Raw genomic sequence first — 18,538 nt, 5'->3', positions numbered from 1 at the left:
GAGAGTAGGTCGTTGCCAGATAAATTTATTCCGTGGTAGCTCAATGGCAGAGCATTCGGCTGTTAACCGAAGGGTTGGAGGTTCGAGCCCTCTCCACGGAGCCATTTTTATTTTTTGAACAATTAGAGCACAACGAGCTAAATTAATCCAAACATTAATTAACTTGTTGTGCTCTTTCGTATTAAAAGGAAATTACGGCATTTTTAATGTTGAATCTATAGTATGGGGATTTACATTTAGGAAAGCATTCGTTTCGTAAAAAAGGTCTAATATTTCTGCCCTTAAAATATCTAAACCTTCTAAACTCGCCCTGCTCAAACAGTAGAAGGTTCCGAGCGATATTTTAAGTTCAGAAATAAAGGCCTTTTAATACTTACTCAATGCTTTCTACAATGTAAATCCCATACTATTATTCAATATTAAAAATATCACTCAGACTTACTGACTGAAGGAAAGAATTTCGGTTTAGCGAAAGTTCCTTTTAAATATATACTTATCAAAGGGCTGATAAGCCCGCAGACCGATAGGTCATAAGTATTAATCATTTTATTTTCTATCACGAACCATTTATAGTGCTAACGTATCTTTAACTTATAAATTAAACTTTTCTATTCATTTTATCTATTTGCTTAAGCTCTTGTAACCTATAAGACTTTCGGCCTAAAAGATTTTTATGTAGCAATTGTTAGAATGAAGACATTTTTAATGTTGAGAAAAGCATAAAATTTTCATCGTAGAAGGCATTGAATGAGCTTTAAAACGGCTTTATTTATAAATTTAAAATATCGTTAAGAGTCTCCTACTGTCTGAGCGAAAGCGAGTTTAGGAGGCTTAGGTATTTCAAATTTATAAATATTAGCCGTTTTTAGCGAAATGAACGCCTTCCTAGATGAAAATTCTATGCGACCAGCTCAACATTAAAAATATCGTACTATTTCTAAAGGTATAACAATACACAAAAGAAGTGGCAGGTAGTGCCTCCAAGTACAAATAGGTGCCATATTGCATGATTATAAGGTGTTTTATCAAACATAAATAAAACTGCACCGAGAGTATATAAAACTCCACCAGCTACTAAAAGAAATAAGCCAGTAGGAGGAAGGAGTATAACAAGTCTTTTTATAGCAAATATTATAATCCATCCCATACCTACATAAGCTGAGGTAGATAACAATTCATATTTTTCAACCCAAAAGGATTTTAGGATAATTCCTATAATAGCAAGTCCCCATACAATTCCAAATATAGTCCATCCTAATGGTCCGCGGAGTATAGTAAGAGTAAAAGGAGTATAGGTACCAGCAATAAGCAAGAAAATAGAGCAGTGATCAAAAATCCTAAATATCCTCTTAACTTTTTTATTTGGAATGCTATGATAAAGTGTAGAACCAAGATAAAGTATAATCATACAGGTTCCAAATATAGTGTAGCTTACAACATGCCAAGGATCCTTATAAAGAGTTGCAAATACAATCAAAAGTACTAAAGCTGCCACAGAGAGAAGTGCTCCTAATCCATGAGTTATGGCATTAGCTAATTCTTCTCCAAATGTATAAAAATTATTTTGATCCTCCAAGTTAAAATACCTCCTTGTATATTAAAATATATTGCCTTATAAAACATATTGTAACATTTATATATTATACTTGCATTAATTGAATTTATACAAATTACAAAATTTATAAGATTCTTAAATATTGTAAAAAAATAGATAATTTTATAAAAAAATGTGATATAATGAATAATAAGTATTCGGTAATAAAGGAGATAGTTATGAAATATCTAAGTTATTTTAAAAATAATATGACTAATTATATATTTCATATAGTTTTTGGAATTTTTTTTGTCATAGCGATGTATATAAGTTCATTTAAATATCTGATGTTTCATACAATTATTGAGCTGCTTATTATAGTTATAAGCTTTAGTATTATGATTATGACACTTAATATGCATAAAAACTCTAAAAATGATTATTTCATATTTTTAGGAATAACTTATGGATTTGTAGCTTGTATTGAGTTATTACATACTTTATCTTATAGGGGGATGAATATAATAGATATAGGTAATACATCAAATATACCTACTCAATTACGGATAGTTGTAAGATATTTAGAATCAATTTCTATACTTATGTCATTTAAATATATTAAAAAGAAGATTAATGTTTCAAAAGTTTTTATTTCTTACGCAGTTATTACAGCACTATGTATTCTAAGTATATTTAAGTTTCGTATATTTCCTAATTGTTTTATAGAGGGGTATGGATTGACACCCTTTAAGATCATAAGTGAGTATATAATAATTGTAATTTTAGCAGTATGTTTGTTTATATCATATGATGAGTATAATATAAATTTTTTATCTAATAAATATTATAGTTATTTTATTATATTTTCCATAGGATCAGAATTGGCATTTACTATTTACAGAGATGTGTATGGCGTTATTAATGGTACAGGACATGTACTTAAATTTATATCCTTTTATATTTTATATAGTATACTTTTAAAGGATGTTATGAGTGGACATGTCTACCGGATTACGGATAATTAAAAAAAAGTTAAGGAAACAGAAGGAATGTAAAAACTATTCACAGTTTATTTTTAAAATTGTAATCGATAATTATTATTTATTAATAGATTGTGTATGAACTGTTATGTTTTTTTTACTAATATAGTAAAATATAGAAAATAGGATTGAGATGTGTTATTATATTTTTATAAGAGTTATGGATAAAAGGAGATGGTGAATATAAGTTTAGATAGCATAGAAAAAGATAAATCTATGATGGAATTTTTCGCTAATATCTCTCATGAACTTAAGACTCCTATAAATCTAATATATAGTGTCAGTCAGGCTGAGGAATATTTTATTAATGAAGCAAACCTTCAGAAGATAAGGGAATATAATAAAATAACTAAGCAAAACTGTTATAGACTTATTAAATTAACTAATAATATAATAGATATTACTAAAATAAATGCAGGATCTTTAAAACCTAAAATAGCTTGTCTTAATATAGTTGAAATAGTAGAAAATATAGTTATGTCAGTAGTACCTTATCTTGAAAAAAGAGGAATAAGCATAATATTTGATACAGATATAGAAGAGGAGTATGTAAATATAGATAATAACTTCATGGAAAGAATAATATTAAATTTAATATCAAATTCAATTAAGTATGGCAATAATAATGGTAATATAAGTATAAGCTTATATCACGATAATAAAGATTATATAAATATAAGTGTAAAAGATGATGGAATAGGAATTCCGGAAGAAAAACATGAAATAGTTTTTGAAAATTTTACTCAAGTAGATAGTTTGTTTACAAGAAGATGCGAAGGAAGTGGCATGGGATTAGCCTTGGTAAAGTCACTTACAGAACTTCAACAAGGAAAAATAAAATTAAAAAGTGAAGAAGGACAAGGTACTGAAATAATTATAAGTATACCTATAGCAGAAATTGATGAAATTGCATGTACTACATTGAACTTTGATAACATAGAAAATAAGTCCATCATAGAAAAAATGAATATAGAGTTTTCTGATATATATTGGTAATAAAAGAAGTTTGCAAATGCAAGCTTCTTTTATTATATTTAGACTAAAAATACACCATATTTGGAAGATAATAAAAAATTACGAAGAATTAACAAAAAACATGTTGGAATTTTGTATAAAACATGGTAAATTTAGAATTAGTATCTACAAAATCACCTATTGTTTTACAGTATAAGGAGGAATTTACCATGAATAACAAAAGTGGATTAAGAAAATCCATGTATATTTCGTTTATTATCATCTGTATAATTGTAGTTACGGCTATGAGTATTATAGGGTTTATTAGCTATTCTTCAGCAAAACAACAGTTAACTGATTTAGGAATTAAATCATTGCAAAATAAGGTGAATATTGGAATAGAAACTATGAAAAGTTTTGAAAAAGAAGTTCAAAAAGGAAAATATACAAGACAAGAAGCTCAGGAAATGTTTAGACAAATATTTTTAAATCCAAAATCACAGGATGGTAAGTCTAGAGAAGTTAAATCTTCCCTTGATTTAGAAGAAGTTAAAGCTTATATGTATGCTATAGATAGTACAGGCTTAGAAGTTATGCATCCAGCTAAAGAGGGAGATAACATTATGGATTATAAGGATGCAAGTGGAGCATATGTAGCAAAGGAAATAATAAAAGAAGGAAGTAATCCTACTAATAATGGAGTTATACAGTTTGTATGGAAAAATCCTGGAGAAACTGAAGCAAAGTCAAAGGTAAATGTGGTTAAGTACTATAAGGATTGGGACTGGTATGTAAATGTAGGATGTTATGAAGAAGATTTTTATAAAGGAGCAAATAAATTATTAATTGAAATAATAGCACTTATTATAGTATTTAGCGCTTTAGTAAGTATTTGCTTAATATATATTGTAGGGAAAAAAATATTCCCATTAGAAGGTATAATAGTAAATATGAAAGAGCTAGCAAATGGAGACTTGAGAATTAGATCTGACTATAATAAAAAAGATGAAATAGGATATGTAAGCAGTGTATTTAATGAAATGACAGTGCAAATGGAAACTTTAATAAGTAAAATAAAGACTGCTTTAAATACATTAAATGAGTCCTCTACAGAACTTGCAGCATCTTCTTCAGATATAAATCATTCAAGCAAAGATATAGAAGAAGTTATGTCAGAAATTGCATCAGGGTCAACGGATCAGTCAAGTAAGCTTGTAGATGTTTTAAAACTTGTTGAAGGACTAGCGTCAAATTTAGATAGTATAGGTCAAAAGTTTTCTAATATGGCTGTAAGTGGAAGGGAAATAAAATATTCAGCAGATACAAATTCAGAGAATCTTCAAGAATTATTGTCATCTATTGAGGATATAAAAAACTTATTTAGTGATGTAATAAATAAAATAAATGAGTTTGAAGGAAATATGGAAAGAATTAATTTAATAGTAGATGTAATAGATGGAGTTGTTCAACAGACAAATCTTTTAGCATTAAATGCATCCATTGAAGCTGCAAGAGCAGGAGAAGCAGGAAGAGGATTTGCTGTTGTTGCAGATGAGATAAGAAAATTGGCTCAGCAAAGTTTAGAGTCTTCAAATAATATAATTGGAATAACAAATAATATGACAAAAGATTTCAATAATGTAACAACTACTGCTAATTCGGCAACATCAAAGCTTGAAAGTCAAGTTGGAATAATAAGAAATTCTATAACTTCCTTTGAAGCTATACTTAAAGAAATAAATGAAATGATGCCTGCTATGGAAGAGGTAAATAATGAAATTCAAAGTGCTTTAGGTAAAAAGGAAATGGTACTAGAAAAGACAGAATCCGTATCAAGTATTTCCGAGGAATTATCTGCTTCAACTGAAGAAGTCGTAGCAACTATAGAAGAGCAAAATAAGATAGTTAACAATTTAGCATATATGGCAGAGGATTTAAATAAAATATCTGAAGATATTCATAGTAATATAGAAAGATTTAAAACTAGCTAAAAAAAATTGAGGATTAGTCCTCAATTTTTTTTAATGGTTTTTGTGCAGGTCCTTCAACTACTTCGCCATCTATAGAAAATCTTGAACCGTGACAAGGGCAATCCCATGTTCTCTCTGCATCATTCCATTGAACTTCACATCCCAGATGGGTACAGGTGGTATCCAAAATATGAAGTTCTCCTTGCTCATCCCTATAAGCACCAGCTCTTTTACCATTTATAAAAACAACTGAACCCTCATCATTTTTTAAATCATCAGCTTTTTTGTCATTAGCCAGTACCTTTCCCTTAATAAGTTCTTTAGCTACATCTGTATTCATCGAAACAAAGTTTTTCACACTAGGATCAGCATTAAACCTAGAAGGTGCATAGAGTTTAGAATAAGGATTTTCCTTCTTTAAAATGGAATCTCGTATCATTAAAGCAGCAAGGGTTCCACTTGTCATACCCCATTGCTTGTATCCTGTAGCAACATATATGTTTGGATTATTATCAGTAATATGTCCTATGTAAGGTATATTATCTAAGGTTACTAAATCCTGAGTAGACCATCTATAAGGTATACTTTTTATTTTAAAGAGCTCGTCACCAAAGAGTTTTAAGCTTTCATATCGATCCAATGTAGGAATATCACTTTGGCCGGTTTTATGACTTTCTCCTCCAATTATAACTAAGTTTTCTCCATTAAAAGGAGTATATCTAAGAGAACGTCCTGGATTTTCAGCATTAATGTACATACCACCAGGATAAGGCTTTTCAGTTATAGCTCCTAGTACATAAGATCTAAGCTGATACATTCTTGAAAAATATAATCCCATGCCATCATAAAATGGATAATGAGTACAAATAACTACATTATCACAGGATATTTTATGTCCAGCTTTTGTTACAACTTTAAGCTCTGGAGATTTTTCAATATCTATTGCTTGAGTATTTTCATAAATGATATTTTCCTCTTCATTAATATAGCTTACAAGACTATTTAAATATTTAAGCGGATGAAATTGAGCTTGATTTTTCATAACTAATGCAGCTTTTATATCTATTGGTATAGGTATACTATCTAAATATTCTCCAGGTATTCCTAGTTTTTCATAAGCCTTTGATTCATTCGCTATCTTTTGTATGTAATCTTCAGATTTAGTATATATGTAAGCATCTTGTTCAATAAAATCACAGCTAATATTATTTTCTTTAATAGTGCTTTTTATAAAGTTTAATGCTTCCATATTAGATTCATAATAAAGTTTAGTTTTTTCATGTCCAATTTCATTTAAAAAATCATTATATATTAAATCATGTTGTGCGGTTATTTTAGCTGTAGTATGACCTGTAGTTGCACTTAATATTTTGCTGGATTCTAAAATTACAACTTTTAAACCTTCTTTCTTAAGTAAATAAGCGAGTGTTATACCAGTAATTCCTCCTCCAACTATAGCCACATCTACTTTTATATTATCAGAGCAATCTGAGAAGGAAGGAAACTTTGTAGAGTCCATCCAATAGGCCTCGGGATATTTAGGAATGTTTTTATTTTGTGAATTGTTTTCAGCCATATTATATGCCTCCTGTGCTATCAATTAGGATTAAGGTAATATTAATCAAAAGTAAACAAAACTTTATTAAATTAATATTATTAATCTTTCCTGAAATTTAGATTTAATACATATCTTACTTATATATAATTGTAGATATTCAGTGAAATAGTAAATAAATGAAAATGAATTCTAAGGTATATATTGAAAATACTGTGAATAATATATAATAAAAATTCAATTAAGAAAATATTAATATTATAATGGGGGTGCCTTTATGAAAAAGGTAATGGCAAGTATAATCCTTGCTTCTGTACTTACAGGAGCTTTAGCAGGATGCTCAAGTGGACAAAAACCAGCAGGAGATAAACCAGCAGGGGATAAAAAAGACAAGCCGGCTATAGGATGTGCTATTTATAAATTTGACGATACATTTATGACAGGGGTTCGTAATTCAATATCTGAAGCGGCAGGAGACAAGGCAGCAGTAGATATAGTAGACAGCCAAAATTCACAGCCAACTCAAAATGATAAAGTGGACTTATTTATAACAAAAAAAGTAAATAGCCTTGCAATAAACCCAGTTGATCGTACTGCAGCAGGAGTATTAATTGATAAAGCCCAAAAAGCAAATACACCAATAGTATTTTTCAATAGAGAACCTTTGCCAGAAGATATGAAAAAATGGGATAAGGTTTATTATGTTGGAGCTAAGGCTGAAGAATCTGGAACAATATCAGGACAACTTGCAGTAGATTATTGGAAAGGTCACCCTGAAGCCGACAAAAACAAAGATGGAGTTATGCAATATGTAATGTTAAAGGGAGAACCAGGACATCAAGATGCAGAACTTAGAACTAAATATTCAGTTCAAGCTGTAACAGATGCAGGAATAAAAGTAGATAAGCTTGCTGAAGATACAGCAATGTGGGATCGTGTAAAAGGACAGGAAAAGATGGCTGCATTCCTTGCTGCAAATGGCGATAAAATAGAAATGGTATTTGCAAATAATGATGATATGGCACTAGGAGCTATTGAAGCATTAAAAGCAGGTGGATACTTTAAAGATAATAAATATATGCCAGTTATAGGTGTTGATGCAACAGCACCTGCATTAAAGGCTCTTGAAGAAGGAACCATGCTTGGAACAGTATTAAATGATGCTAAAAACCAAGGTAAGGCTACATTTAATATAGCTGAAGTATTAGCTAAAGGAGAAACTCCAAGCAAAGAAACTATCGGATTTGATATAACAGATGGAAAATATGTATGGGTACCATATAAAAAGATTACAAAGGAAAATATGAACGAAGTAAAATAATCTATAACAGAATAATATCTAATACTTAATTAGTATCAAATAATTAAGCCAAGTTTTAGAGCCTATAATTAGCGACTATAGATTAGGAACTAGTAATTTAGCTATTAGCAATTAAAGAGTGAAGGGTTAGTGATAGTTGGGAAACTACATTAGCTTTTCACTCTTAATTCTCAATAATTAGATGAAAATAAAGTGAGTGGAGGTGATCAAATGAGTGAAGGTGAATTTATACTTGAGATGAATAACATATCTAAGGAGTTCCCAGGAGTTAAGGCATTAGATAATGTAACGTTAAAGGTGAGAAAAGGAAGCGTTCATGCTCTTATGGGGGAAAATGGAGCTGGGAAGTCTACTCTTATGAATTGTCTTTTCGGTATATACAAGGAAGATGCAGGAGAGATAATTTTAGATGGAAAGAAAATTGATATAAGCGAGCCTAAGATTGCACTGGGTAATGGTATCTCTATGATTCACCAAGAACTTCATCCTGTGCCTTATAGAAATGTTATTGAAAATATATGGCTTGGAAGATTTTCAACTAAAAAAATAGGTCCCTTAAAATTTGTAGATGAAAAAAGGATGTATGAAGCTACAAAGAAGCTTTTTGAAAATCTTAATATAGATATAAATCCAAAGACTATAGTTGGAAATATGTCCGTATCTAAAATTCAGCTCATAGAAATTGCAAAGGCAGTATCCTTTAATTCTAAAGTTATAATAATGGACGAGCCGACATCATCTTTAACTGAAAATGAAGTAGAACGTTTATTTACAATAATAAATGCATTAAAGAATCAAGGAGTTTCTATTATTTATATATCTCATAAAATTGAAGAAATACTTCAAATAGCAGATGAAGTAACAATTATGAGAGATGGAAAGCTGATAGGCACATGGAAATCAAATGAGCTTACTACAGGGATGATAATTTCTAAAATGGTAGGACGTGAGATGACAAATAGATTTCCACCCAAAAGTAACATTCCAGGAGAAGAGGTACTAAAGGTTGAAAAATTAACATCAATTATTGAGAAATCCTTTAAGGATATTTCTTTTGAATTAAGAAAGGGAGAAGTTTTAGGAATAGGCGGACTTGTTGGAGCACAGCGTACTGAGCTTGTGGAAGCATTATTTGGACTTAGAGCAATTAGCAGCGGAAAGATATTTATAAATGACAAGGAAGTTAAAATAAAATCTCCAATAGATGCAAAGAAACATAAAATTGCACTTCTAACTGAAGAAAGGAGAGTAACAGGGATATTTCCAGTGCTTTCAATACTGGAGAATACTGTAGTTGCAAATATAAATCCATATGTCACACCTTTACGCATTATAAATGAAGGTAAAAGGCGAGAAGATGTAAAGAGAAGTATAAAAATGCTTAAGGTAAAAACTCCTTCGTTTAAGACTCTCATAAAGGATCTATCCGGTGGAAATCAACAAAAGGTGCTTATAGCAAGGTGGCTTTTAACAGAACCTGAAATACTTATATTAGACGAACCAACTCGTGGTATTGATGTTGGTGCAAAGTATGAAATATATACAATAATTGCAGATCTTGCAAAGCAAGGCAAAAGTATTATAATGATATCTTCTGAAATGCCGGAGCTTATTGGAATGTCTGATCGCATAATGGTTATGTGTGAAGGGAACCTTTCTGGAATTATTGATGGTAGTGATGCAACAGAAGAAGAAATAATGCGTCTTGCAACAAAGTTTAGATCATAGGAAGGGAGGATTTGTTATGGAGAAAGCAGATACAAAAAAAATAGACAAGAAAAGGATAAAGGAATTTTTATCTCAGCATGCAATTTATATAGTTTTAATAGTTCTTGTACTAATTATTGCTATAAAAGATTCAAGGTTTTTATCACTTGTATGTCTTAGAGATATATTAATTCAAAGTTCTACAAAGTTAATTATTGCCCTGGGAATAGCTTTTGTACTTATAACAGGTGGTGTTGACCTTGCAGCAGGACGTATAGTCGGATTTTCAGCGGTGCTTTCTGCTTCAATGCTTCAAACACCAGATTATGTAAGAAGGTTTTTCCCAAATCTGCCTCAACTTAATTTAATTATACCTATTTTACTTGCAATATTTGCAGCACTTTTAGCAGGACTTATGAACGGAGTTATTATTTCAAAACTTAGTGTGCCACCTTTTATTGCAACACTAGGTACTTCAGTAATTGTTTATGGATTAAATTCAATTTATTTTGACCTTCATCCAAATGATTCACAGCCTATTGGAGGACTTAGAAAGGATTTTACAAATCTAGGATCTGGCCATATATTTTCAATGCCTATAATAATAATAATAGCAATATTAGTAACGATTGCTGTATGGATAGTATTTAATAAAACAAGACTCGGGAAAAACATGTATGCCATAGGCGGAAATAAGGAAGCTGCCAGGGTTTCAGGTATAAATGTAGGACTTACGCTTTTAATATTATATGCTATCGCAGGCGCATTATATGGGCTTGGAGGAGTACTGGAAGCTGCAAGAACTGGAGGGGCTACAAATAACTATGGAAACATGTATGAACTTGATGCTATTGCAGCTTGTGTTGTAGGGGGAGTATCTACTTCAGGAGGGATAGGAAAGGTTCAGGGGATTTTAGCAGGGGTTTTGATATTTGGAGTAATAAATTATGGATTAACATTTATAGGTGTAAACCCATATTGGCAGCTTATAGTAAAAGGACTTATTATAGTAACTGCTGTGGCATTTGATATAAGAAAATATCTTGCAAAGAAATAAAATGCAAAATAGTTAATACTTAAGATTCAATGGTTATGGTCGGAAGTTCGTTTAGGCGGACTTCTTTTTATTTTAACTATAAAATAGGCACTTATTATTAATTGTAATAATTATTAATTGTAATAATTATTTAAAAGCAGGTAAAAATATTATAGAGTTTTAAGAAATTAGCAATATTAAAGATAACTATTACAATTGAAAGGGTGATTTAAGTGAGTGAAACAATTTTAGAAAAAGCTGAAGGACGTGTAAGCTATCATGATTCAGTTGAAGAAATGCTTAAACGTATTAGAGAAGATGGAATGTCTAATGTTTTTGACAGATGGGTACAACAAGAAAAAATACGATGTAAATTTTGCCTTCAAGGATTAAGCTGTCAATTATGTTCCCAAGGCCCTTGTAGGTTAAATGATAAAGGTGAACCTGAAAAGGGAGTATGTGGAATTGGGCCAGATGCAATGGCAATGAGAAATTTTCTTCTTAAAAATATAATGGGAGCTGGTACATATAGTCATCATGCCTATGAAGCATTTCGTACATTGAAAGCTACAGGAGAAGGAAAAACTCCATTTAAGATTAAGGATGTTGAAAAGCTAAAATGGATGTGTGAAAAGTTAGGAATTGATACAAATCAAGATACAAACCAAATGGCTATTCAATTAGCAGAATTGTTACAAAGACAACAAGAGATTGGTGAAGATGACGAGAACCTTATGGTAGAGGCTTTTGCACCAAGAAAGAGAAAGGAAGTTTGGAGAAAGATAAATGTTTACCCTAAAGGAACAATTCATGAAGAGCAGAATTGTGTAGCAAGCTGTTTAACAAATGTAGATGGAAGCTATGTATCCTTAGCAGCAAAAGCACTTCGCTTAGGAATAGCAACAATATATAATTCTCAAATTGGACTTGAAATGGTTCAAGATATATTATTTGGAACTCCAACTCCTCACGAAGTAGATACAGACCTAGGTATCATGGATCCAGATTACATAAATATAGTATTTAATGGTCACCAGCCTTGGATAGGTGCTGCAATGATTGAGAAGGCTAGAACACCTGAAGTTCAAGAAAGAGCAAGAAAAGCTGGAGCAAAGGGACTACACGTAGTAGGATCTATAGAAACTGGTCAGGAATTATTACAAAGATTTGATGTAGATGATGTTTTTGTAGGACTTATGGGTAACTGGCTTACAATAGAACCACTACTTGCAACAGGTACAGTAGACGTTATAGCAATGGAAGAAAACTGCTCTCCACCTGCTATCGATATGTATGCTGAAAAATATCAAGTAACCTTGGTATCAGTAAGTACTATCATTGATTTGCCGGGAATAGAACATAAACTTCCATATTACCCTGCAAAGATAAATGAAACAGTAGATACACTAATCAATCTGGCAATAGAAAACTTTAACAAACGTCATGGTAAAGTAGTGCCTATGGTTCCTAAAAAAATTCAAAAGGCAATTGCAGGTTTCTCCACAGAAGCGGTACTTAGCGCTCTTGGAAATAAACTTGATCCATTAGTAGATGTGATTGTAGCAGGAAAAATTAAAGGAGTTGTAGCTCTTGCAAACTGCTCAACCCTTAGAAATGGTCCACAGGACTGGAATACAGTAAACTTAACAAAAGAATTAATAAAGAAAGATATATTAGTTGTTGCTGGAGGCTGCGGAAACCATGCACTTGAAGTAGCAGGGCTTTGTACTTTAGATGCAGCGAGTACCATAGCAGGAGAAGGATTAAAAGAAGTTTGTAACTTACTTAAGATTCCTCCAGTATTAAGTTTTGGAACATGTACAGATACAGGAAGAATATCAATGCTTGTTACAGCTCTTGCGGATCATTTAGATGTGGATGTACCACAGCTTCCTATAGCTGTTACTGCTCCAGAATGGATGGAACAAAAGGCTACAATAGATGGTATATTTGCAGTAGCATATGGTGCATATACTCACTTATCTCCTGTACCATTTATGACTGGTGCTCCTAAACTTGTAAAATTGCTTACAGAAGAAGTTGAAGGAATAACTGGTGGTAAAGTTGCTCTTGGAGATGATCCTGTAGAAGTTGCAAATAATATAGAAGCACACATTATCTCTAAGAGAAAAGGACTTGGATTAGATCAGTAAAGAAAAAATGAGTAATAAGTAGATACTATCAATGTGATAAATAAAAAGTTTATCTCCATAAACATTATAATTTTTCACGTAGTAGTGTTGAATGAAAAGTAAAAGTTAATAATAAATACATTAATGATTAAAAAGGGACTTCAGAGAAATCTGAGGTTCTCTTTTCTATGATTAGTTTTTGGAAAAATTTCATTATTATAATTTGTTTTAAATAAATTATAATAATGAAAATATTATTGTTATATTAATCATATAATAATTATTATATATTAAGTAGCATCTTTAAAATATTAGTTAATAAAGTATCTTTTCTAGCAGCTATTATATTAAATTGAGGGGAATAAATATGGATTTTATAAATTGTTTTACGCCTAATGAACTTTCTGTACTAGCTAGTGCTATAGCAATAGAATTAGCTGAAGGCGAAAGTGCAGATGAAATTAATGTACTTGGAAATTTTATTGTAGCTGTAGGAAGCTTGCTATTAACTATAGCAGCACAAGAGCAGAATTTACAATCCATTAAAGATAAACAAAAGGAAATGCAAGACCTTAGAAAAAATAAAAAAAACATGTAAAAATCAAAAGCGATTAAAAAGCTTTTGATTTTTTTATTTAAATCTAAAATAAAACTCAGGAGTAGTATCGGTGATATTCTTATCGTAATATTCAGTATAATACGTGGAAATATATTCTGTTCATTATATAAATAAATTACTTATGAGAAGTGTTTTTTAGGGCAAAATAATTTAGAAAGTTTTATGTGCTAAAGGAGGGATTAATTTTGTGGATATTTCGTAGAAAAAATGGTTATAAATTTATTATTTTAATAGTTCTTATATTTAATATGTCTTATATAACAAAAGTGTCAGCTTCAAATGATCCTATTAATATAGATAAAGATACAATGAAAGCGGAAGTCGAGAGAATTTATAATATACGTTCTGCTTGTCTTGTTTCAGGAGACTTTTCTGCATTAAAAGATGAATTTGATACTTCTCAGAAATATGGAAGATATACATTAGAACATGAAATCAAACGTGTAAAGTATTTAAGGGATTGGACCAAACAAAGAGGAATTCAGCTAAAGAATATAGAATCAACTGTAAGAATAAAAAACATTAAGACATCAGGAAATGTTGTAAAGATTTCTTTAGAAGAATCATATAAATTTGATTATGCATATGAAGATGATAAAGATGATGTTTTAAATTCTTTTGGCGTAGGAATAAGACATTCAGCAAGCTTAACTAAAAAAAATGATAAATGGGTAATATACAATGATTGGTACACAGATTGTTTTGAAGATGCTCTACAAGCTTATACTGTAGATATGAAAGAAATCTCAGATTTGCCTAAAGTTACTTTGCCTAGAGAAAGAATTTTAAGTACTTCAACCAGCCATAAAAAAAATTATGATAGAGAAAAGGCTGTAGCTTATGCAGATAAATATTGTGGTGCAGCTTGGGGAAGCACAAATAATTTTAAATATAATCCTAAGTATATGGATTTCAATGGATCTGGAGGAGATTGCACCAACTATATTTCTCAGGTTTTAGGAGACAAGGAGGCTGGAGGGCTTCGTCAAGATGGATCTTGGTATTGTCATATGCATAAGTATCAAAGAGGTTCTGGAAGCAGAGCTTGGACAAATGCAGATGGCTTAAAAAATTATTTAGTATACAGCGGAAAAGGTAAAGTTATTAAAGCAGGTACTTTTAAAGAATTAACAACACCTTCATCAGATAGTTCTGAAGCCCCTATTTCAAAGCTAAATCTTGGTGACCTAATTTGTTATGAAAAGGGTATAGGAAATATAGATCATTTTGCTGTAGTTACTGGTTTTGATTCACATGGCTATCCATTAATAAATTCGCATACAACAGATAGGTATCATGTACCTTGGGACTTAGGTTGGGGAGATAAGAAAATAAGATTTTTTCTTATTCGTATAAATGGATAAGAATAAATTTATAGTGTTTTATTAAAATGATACACTGTTCGGGCTGTTGATAAATATACTTTATTGACGGTCCTTTGCATTAATTCAGCATCAACAGTATAGCATTAGACGTTGGAAAATTAGAATTTAAAGAGCAAGAGTTAAACTTGTAGGATTAAGGTTTACAATTATTATTGCTTTCACAATATATTTCCACTTATTTTACTTAGTATTAAGGCAACCATATTTAATAGATAGTATTTTTAATAATATTTTTTTTATTTATTTTCAATATAGAAAGAAGGGAGTAAAATGAAAATAAAAAAAAGATATATTTTTACGCATAGAGCATGGGTAGGGTTTTTACTAATAACTTGCCTAATTTTTACATGTAGTAATAAAGTAAAGGCTGATCCTATTGATATAACAATAGAGGAAAATGAAAAAATAATATATCTAACTTTTGATGATGGACCAAGTGTATTAACAAACAAAACTTTAGATATATTAAAAGAACAAAATGTAAAAGCTACTTTTTTTCTAATTGGTAACCAAATAGCAGATCAAAAGGATGTAGTTAAAAGAATATATGATGAAGGTCATGCTATAGGGCTGCATACATTTACTCATAATTATAAACGTATATATTCAAGCAAGGAAAACTTTATTAGTGAAATGCTTAAATGCCAAAGTGAAATTTATAATATTACAGGTATTAAACCCAATATTATAAGATTTCCCTGGGGAAGTCATAAAAAATTAAATCAAAACTTTTTAAACCTGCTTCATGAAAATAATTTTAGAGTATATGATTGGAATGCATCTATGTCTGACGGCATTAATTGTAAAACTTCGGCTAACAAATTGTACATGGAAGCAACAAAAACAACTATCACAGAACAGCCAATTATATTGTTAATGCATTGTGATTACATGCACAAAAACACATGTAAGGCGCTTCCTAGGGTAATAGAATATTATAAGAAAAAAGGTTATGAATTTAAAGTTATTACAGAAGGTACACCAGAACACTTTTACCCGATTAAAGTAAAATAATGATTTTTACTTACCAATTACTAATTGCTAAAATCTAAGGATATAAATCAACTAGAGATTAGCAATTAGTAATTTTTTTGCGTTACCATCAAGTTATTTATCTCATAGTTTAAAATAACACCAAATTTTTATTTTAAATCTTTGCATGAAGTGCTTATATATCATATAATTGTAAATGCTAGAGAAATATATAGTTAATATTTGATATTAAATAGTATAAGTAGAAAACTTTTGTATCTGAATTTTTATCCAAGATTAAATGGATTTGAGAAAGGAAGTAATTATGAATTTATTAACACTTGAAAATATATCAAAAAGCTATAGTGAAAAAGAGCTTTTTAACAATATAAATTTAGGAATTAATGAAGGAGATAAAATAGGGGTTATAGGCATTAATGGCACGGGAAAAAGTACACTTCTTAAAATAATTGCAGGAGTTGAAGTAGAAGATAGGGGAAGAATTATAAAAAATAGTTCAATTAATATAGAATACTTGCCCCAATTACCTGAATTTGATGCTGAAAAGACAGTAATTCAAGAGGTTTTTAGAGGGAACTCTCCTGTAATGAAAACTATAAGAGAATACGAAGAAGCGCTTCAAGATAAAAGCAGTAATCCAGAGAAGATAATGAAACTTACTCACAATATGGATAATTTAAATGCATGGACTGTTGAAAGTGAAGCTAAGGCGGTACTTACGAAGCTAGGAATTATAGATTTTAATGCAAAGGTAGGGGCACTTTCAGGAGGACAAAGAAAAAGAATAGCATTAGCAGGAGCCTTAGTCAATCCATCTGATTTACTTATATTAGACGAGCCAACTAACCATTTAGATAATGAGACCATAGATTGGCTGGAGCAATATTTAAATAAGAGAAAAGGTGCTCTCTTAATGATAACTCACGATAGATATTTTTTAGATAGAGTTGCAAATGAAATAATAGAATTAGATGGAGGGAATCTTTATACTTATGAAGGAAATTATAGTATCTTTCTTGAAAAGAAAATTGAAAGAGAGGAGATAGAGGCTTCTAGTGAAAAGAAAAGGCAAAGCTTACTCAAAAAGGAACTTGCTTGGATAAGAAGAGGTGCTAAAGCAAGAAGTACTAAACAAAAGGCAAGAATTGACCGTTTTGAAAATTTAAAGGATGAAGCAATAGATTTAAATGAAGATAAGCTTGAGATATCTGTAGCAGGAACAAGACTTGGTAAAAAGGTTATAGAGCTTAATAATATTACAAAGGCTTTTGGAGATAAAAAAGTTATCGATGATTTTAGTTATATAGTGCTTAGACGTGATAGAGTAGGAATAATAGGTCCTAATGGAGAAGGGAAATCTACACTTATGAATATTATAAGTGAAGAGCTAAAACCTGATAGTGGAACTGTAGAAGTTGGGGAAACAGTAAAAATAGGTATGTTTTCACAGGAAAGTTATCATATGAATGAGGATATGAGAGTTATAGAATACATAAGAGAGGGAGCGGAATTTATAGAAAATAGCGAAGGATATAAACTAAGCGCTTCTCAAATGCTTGAAAGATTTTTATTTAATGGATCAGACCAGTGGACTCCTATTTCTAAGCTTTCAGGTGGAGAAAAAAGAAGACTTTATCTTTTAAGAGTTTTAATGGAATCTCCAAATGTTCTTTTATTAGATGAGCCTACAAATGACTTAGATATAGAAACCTTAAAGGTATTAGAAGATTATATTGAAGAGTTTCCTGGAGCGGTAATGTCAGTATCTCATGACAGGTATTTTTTAGATAGAATGGCAGAAAGAATTTTTTCATTTGAAGGAGAAGGGAAAATAATTCAATATACAGGAAACTATAGCGAAGTGAAGGAACTAAGAGATGAAAATGAAAAATTATTAGAACAAGGAAAGAAAGCTTCAAGGAATAAAGAAACTGATGAAAAGCATAAGGAAGCAGAAAGTTTACAAAGAAAAAGGCCTAATACCTTAAAGTTTTCCTATAAGGAACAAAGGGAATATGATGAAATAGATGGTATTATTGCGAATTTAGAGCAAAAGTTAGAGCAAATTGAAAAAGATATGCACTATTATTCAACGGATTATGGAAAACTTAATGACCTTATTAAGGAAAAAGAAGAAACAGAACAGCTTTTAGAAGAAAAAATGAATAGATGGATGTATTTAAATGAATTAGCAGAAAAAATTGAAGAAAGCAAAAAATCCCTACTTTAAACAGTAGGGATTTTTTTAGTCGTTTTTTGGAGAAAGGATTTTTTTATTTAGAGCATCAAGTA

At 30.6% G+C, this 18,538-nt stretch carries 13 protein-coding genes and 1 tRNA gene; 12 read left to right on the top strand and 2 right to left on the bottom strand.

The features are described from left to right. Nucleotides 1-29 precede the first annotated feature (29 nt). A tRNA-Asn gene (locus CRN98_RS15595) sits at nucleotides 30-104 on the top strand. A gap of 833 nt (nucleotides 105-937) precedes the next feature. Here CRN98_RS15595 and trhA read toward each other — a convergent pair. Further along, nucleotides 938-1,576, bottom strand: coding sequence for a PAQR family membrane homeostasis protein TrhA (gene trhA, locus CRN98_RS15590; protein WP_097028352.1), 639 nt, complete (start codon nucleotides 1,574-1,576; stop codon nucleotides 938-940). Nucleotides 1,577-1,737: 161 nt separating this feature from the next. Here trhA and CRN98_RS15585 point away from each other — a divergent pair, with 161 nt between their 5' ends. The 3 genes from CRN98_RS15585 (at nucleotide 1,738) to CRN98_RS15575 (ending at nucleotide 5,519) form a co-directional block, all read left to right on the top strand. Continuing rightward, nucleotides 1,738-2,559 (top strand): MASE3 domain-containing protein, encoded by an 822-nt coding sequence (locus tag CRN98_RS15585; RefSeq protein ID WP_097028351.1) that lies wholly within the window; start codon nucleotides 1,738-1,740, stop codon nucleotides 2,557-2,559. Nucleotides 2,560-2,748: 189 nt separating this feature from the next. Next, complete coding sequence (locus tag CRN98_RS15580) at nucleotides 2,749-3,570, top strand: sensor histidine kinase (RefSeq protein WP_097028350.1); 822 nt, start codon at nucleotides 2,749-2,751, stop codon at nucleotides 3,568-3,570. A gap of 188 nt (nucleotides 3,571-3,758) precedes the next feature. Beyond that, nucleotides 3,759-5,519, top strand: coding sequence for a methyl-accepting chemotaxis protein (locus tag CRN98_RS15575; protein ID WP_179632199.1), 1,761 nt, complete (start codon nucleotides 3,759-3,761; stop codon nucleotides 5,517-5,519). A gap of 13 nt (nucleotides 5,520-5,532) precedes the next feature. Here the strand turns inward: CRN98_RS15575 and CRN98_RS15570 are convergent, their stop codons facing one another. Then, nucleotides 5,533-7,074: an FAD-dependent oxidoreductase gene (locus CRN98_RS15570; protein WP_097028348.1), complete on the bottom strand. Its 1,542-nt coding sequence runs from the start codon at nucleotides 7,072-7,074 to the stop codon at nucleotides 5,533-5,535. A gap of 256 nt (nucleotides 7,075-7,330) precedes the next feature. On the opposite strand from CRN98_RS15570, the gene CRN98_RS15565 reads away from it, so the two are divergent. The 8 genes from CRN98_RS15565 to CRN98_RS15530 all read left to right on the top strand — a co-directional run bounded on the left by CRN98_RS15565 (nucleotide 7,331) and on the right by CRN98_RS15530 (nucleotide 18,476). After that, entirely contained in the window at nucleotides 7,331-8,374 is a 1,044-nt protein-coding gene (locus CRN98_RS15565) for a galactose ABC transporter substrate-binding protein (protein WP_097028347.1), read from the top strand. A gap of 210 nt (nucleotides 8,375-8,584) precedes the next feature. Beyond that, on the top strand, nucleotides 8,585-10,102 hold the full coding sequence (locus CRN98_RS15560; RefSeq protein ID WP_097028346.1) for a sugar ABC transporter ATP-binding protein: 1,518 nt from the start codon (nucleotides 8,585-8,587) through the stop codon (nucleotides 10,100-10,102). A gap of 16 nt (nucleotides 10,103-10,118) precedes the next feature. Further along, the gene (mglC, locus tag CRN98_RS15555) at nucleotides 10,119-11,138 is read left to right on the top strand and encodes a galactose/methyl galactoside ABC transporter permease MglC (RefSeq protein WP_097028345.1); all 1,020 of its coding nucleotides are present in this window, start codon (nucleotides 10,119-10,121) and stop codon (nucleotides 11,136-11,138) included. A 212-nt stretch (nucleotides 11,139-11,350) separates the two neighbouring features. Beyond that, nucleotides 11,351-13,270 (top strand): anaerobic carbon-monoxide dehydrogenase catalytic subunit, encoded by a 1,920-nt coding sequence (gene cooS / locus CRN98_RS15550; protein ID WP_097028344.1) that lies wholly within the window; start codon nucleotides 11,351-11,353, stop codon nucleotides 13,268-13,270. A gap of 346 nt (nucleotides 13,271-13,616) precedes the next feature. Continuing rightward, on the top strand, nucleotides 13,617-13,847 hold the full coding sequence (locus CRN98_RS15545) for a hypothetical protein (RefSeq protein WP_097028343.1): 231 nt from the start codon (nucleotides 13,617-13,619) through the stop codon (nucleotides 13,845-13,847). Between the two features lie 269 nt (nucleotides 13,848-14,116). Further along, nucleotides 14,117-15,232, top strand: coding sequence for an amidase domain-containing protein (locus CRN98_RS15540; RefSeq protein ID WP_097028353.1), 1,116 nt, complete (start codon nucleotides 14,117-14,119; stop codon nucleotides 15,230-15,232). 291 nt (nucleotides 15,233-15,523) lie between these two features. Beyond that, nucleotides 15,524-16,267: a polysaccharide deacetylase family protein gene (locus tag CRN98_RS15535; RefSeq protein WP_097028342.1), complete on the top strand. Its 744-nt coding sequence runs from the start codon at nucleotides 15,524-15,526 to the stop codon at nucleotides 16,265-16,267. A 283-nt stretch (nucleotides 16,268-16,550) separates the two neighbouring features. Next, nucleotides 16,551-18,476, top strand: a complete 1,926-nt coding sequence (locus tag CRN98_RS15530) for an ABC-F family ATP-binding cassette domain-containing protein (protein WP_097028341.1) — start codon at nucleotides 16,551-16,553, stop codon at nucleotides 18,474-18,476. Nucleotides 18,477-18,538: the final 62 nt, after the last annotated feature.

It is taken from the genome of Clostridium peptidivorans (assembly GCF_900205925.1).
Taxonomy (GTDB): Bacteria; Bacillota; Clostridia; order Clostridiales; family Clostridiaceae; genus Clostridium_AK; species Clostridium_AK peptidivorans.
This window is presented reverse-complemented; position numbering and strand designations above follow the sequence as displayed.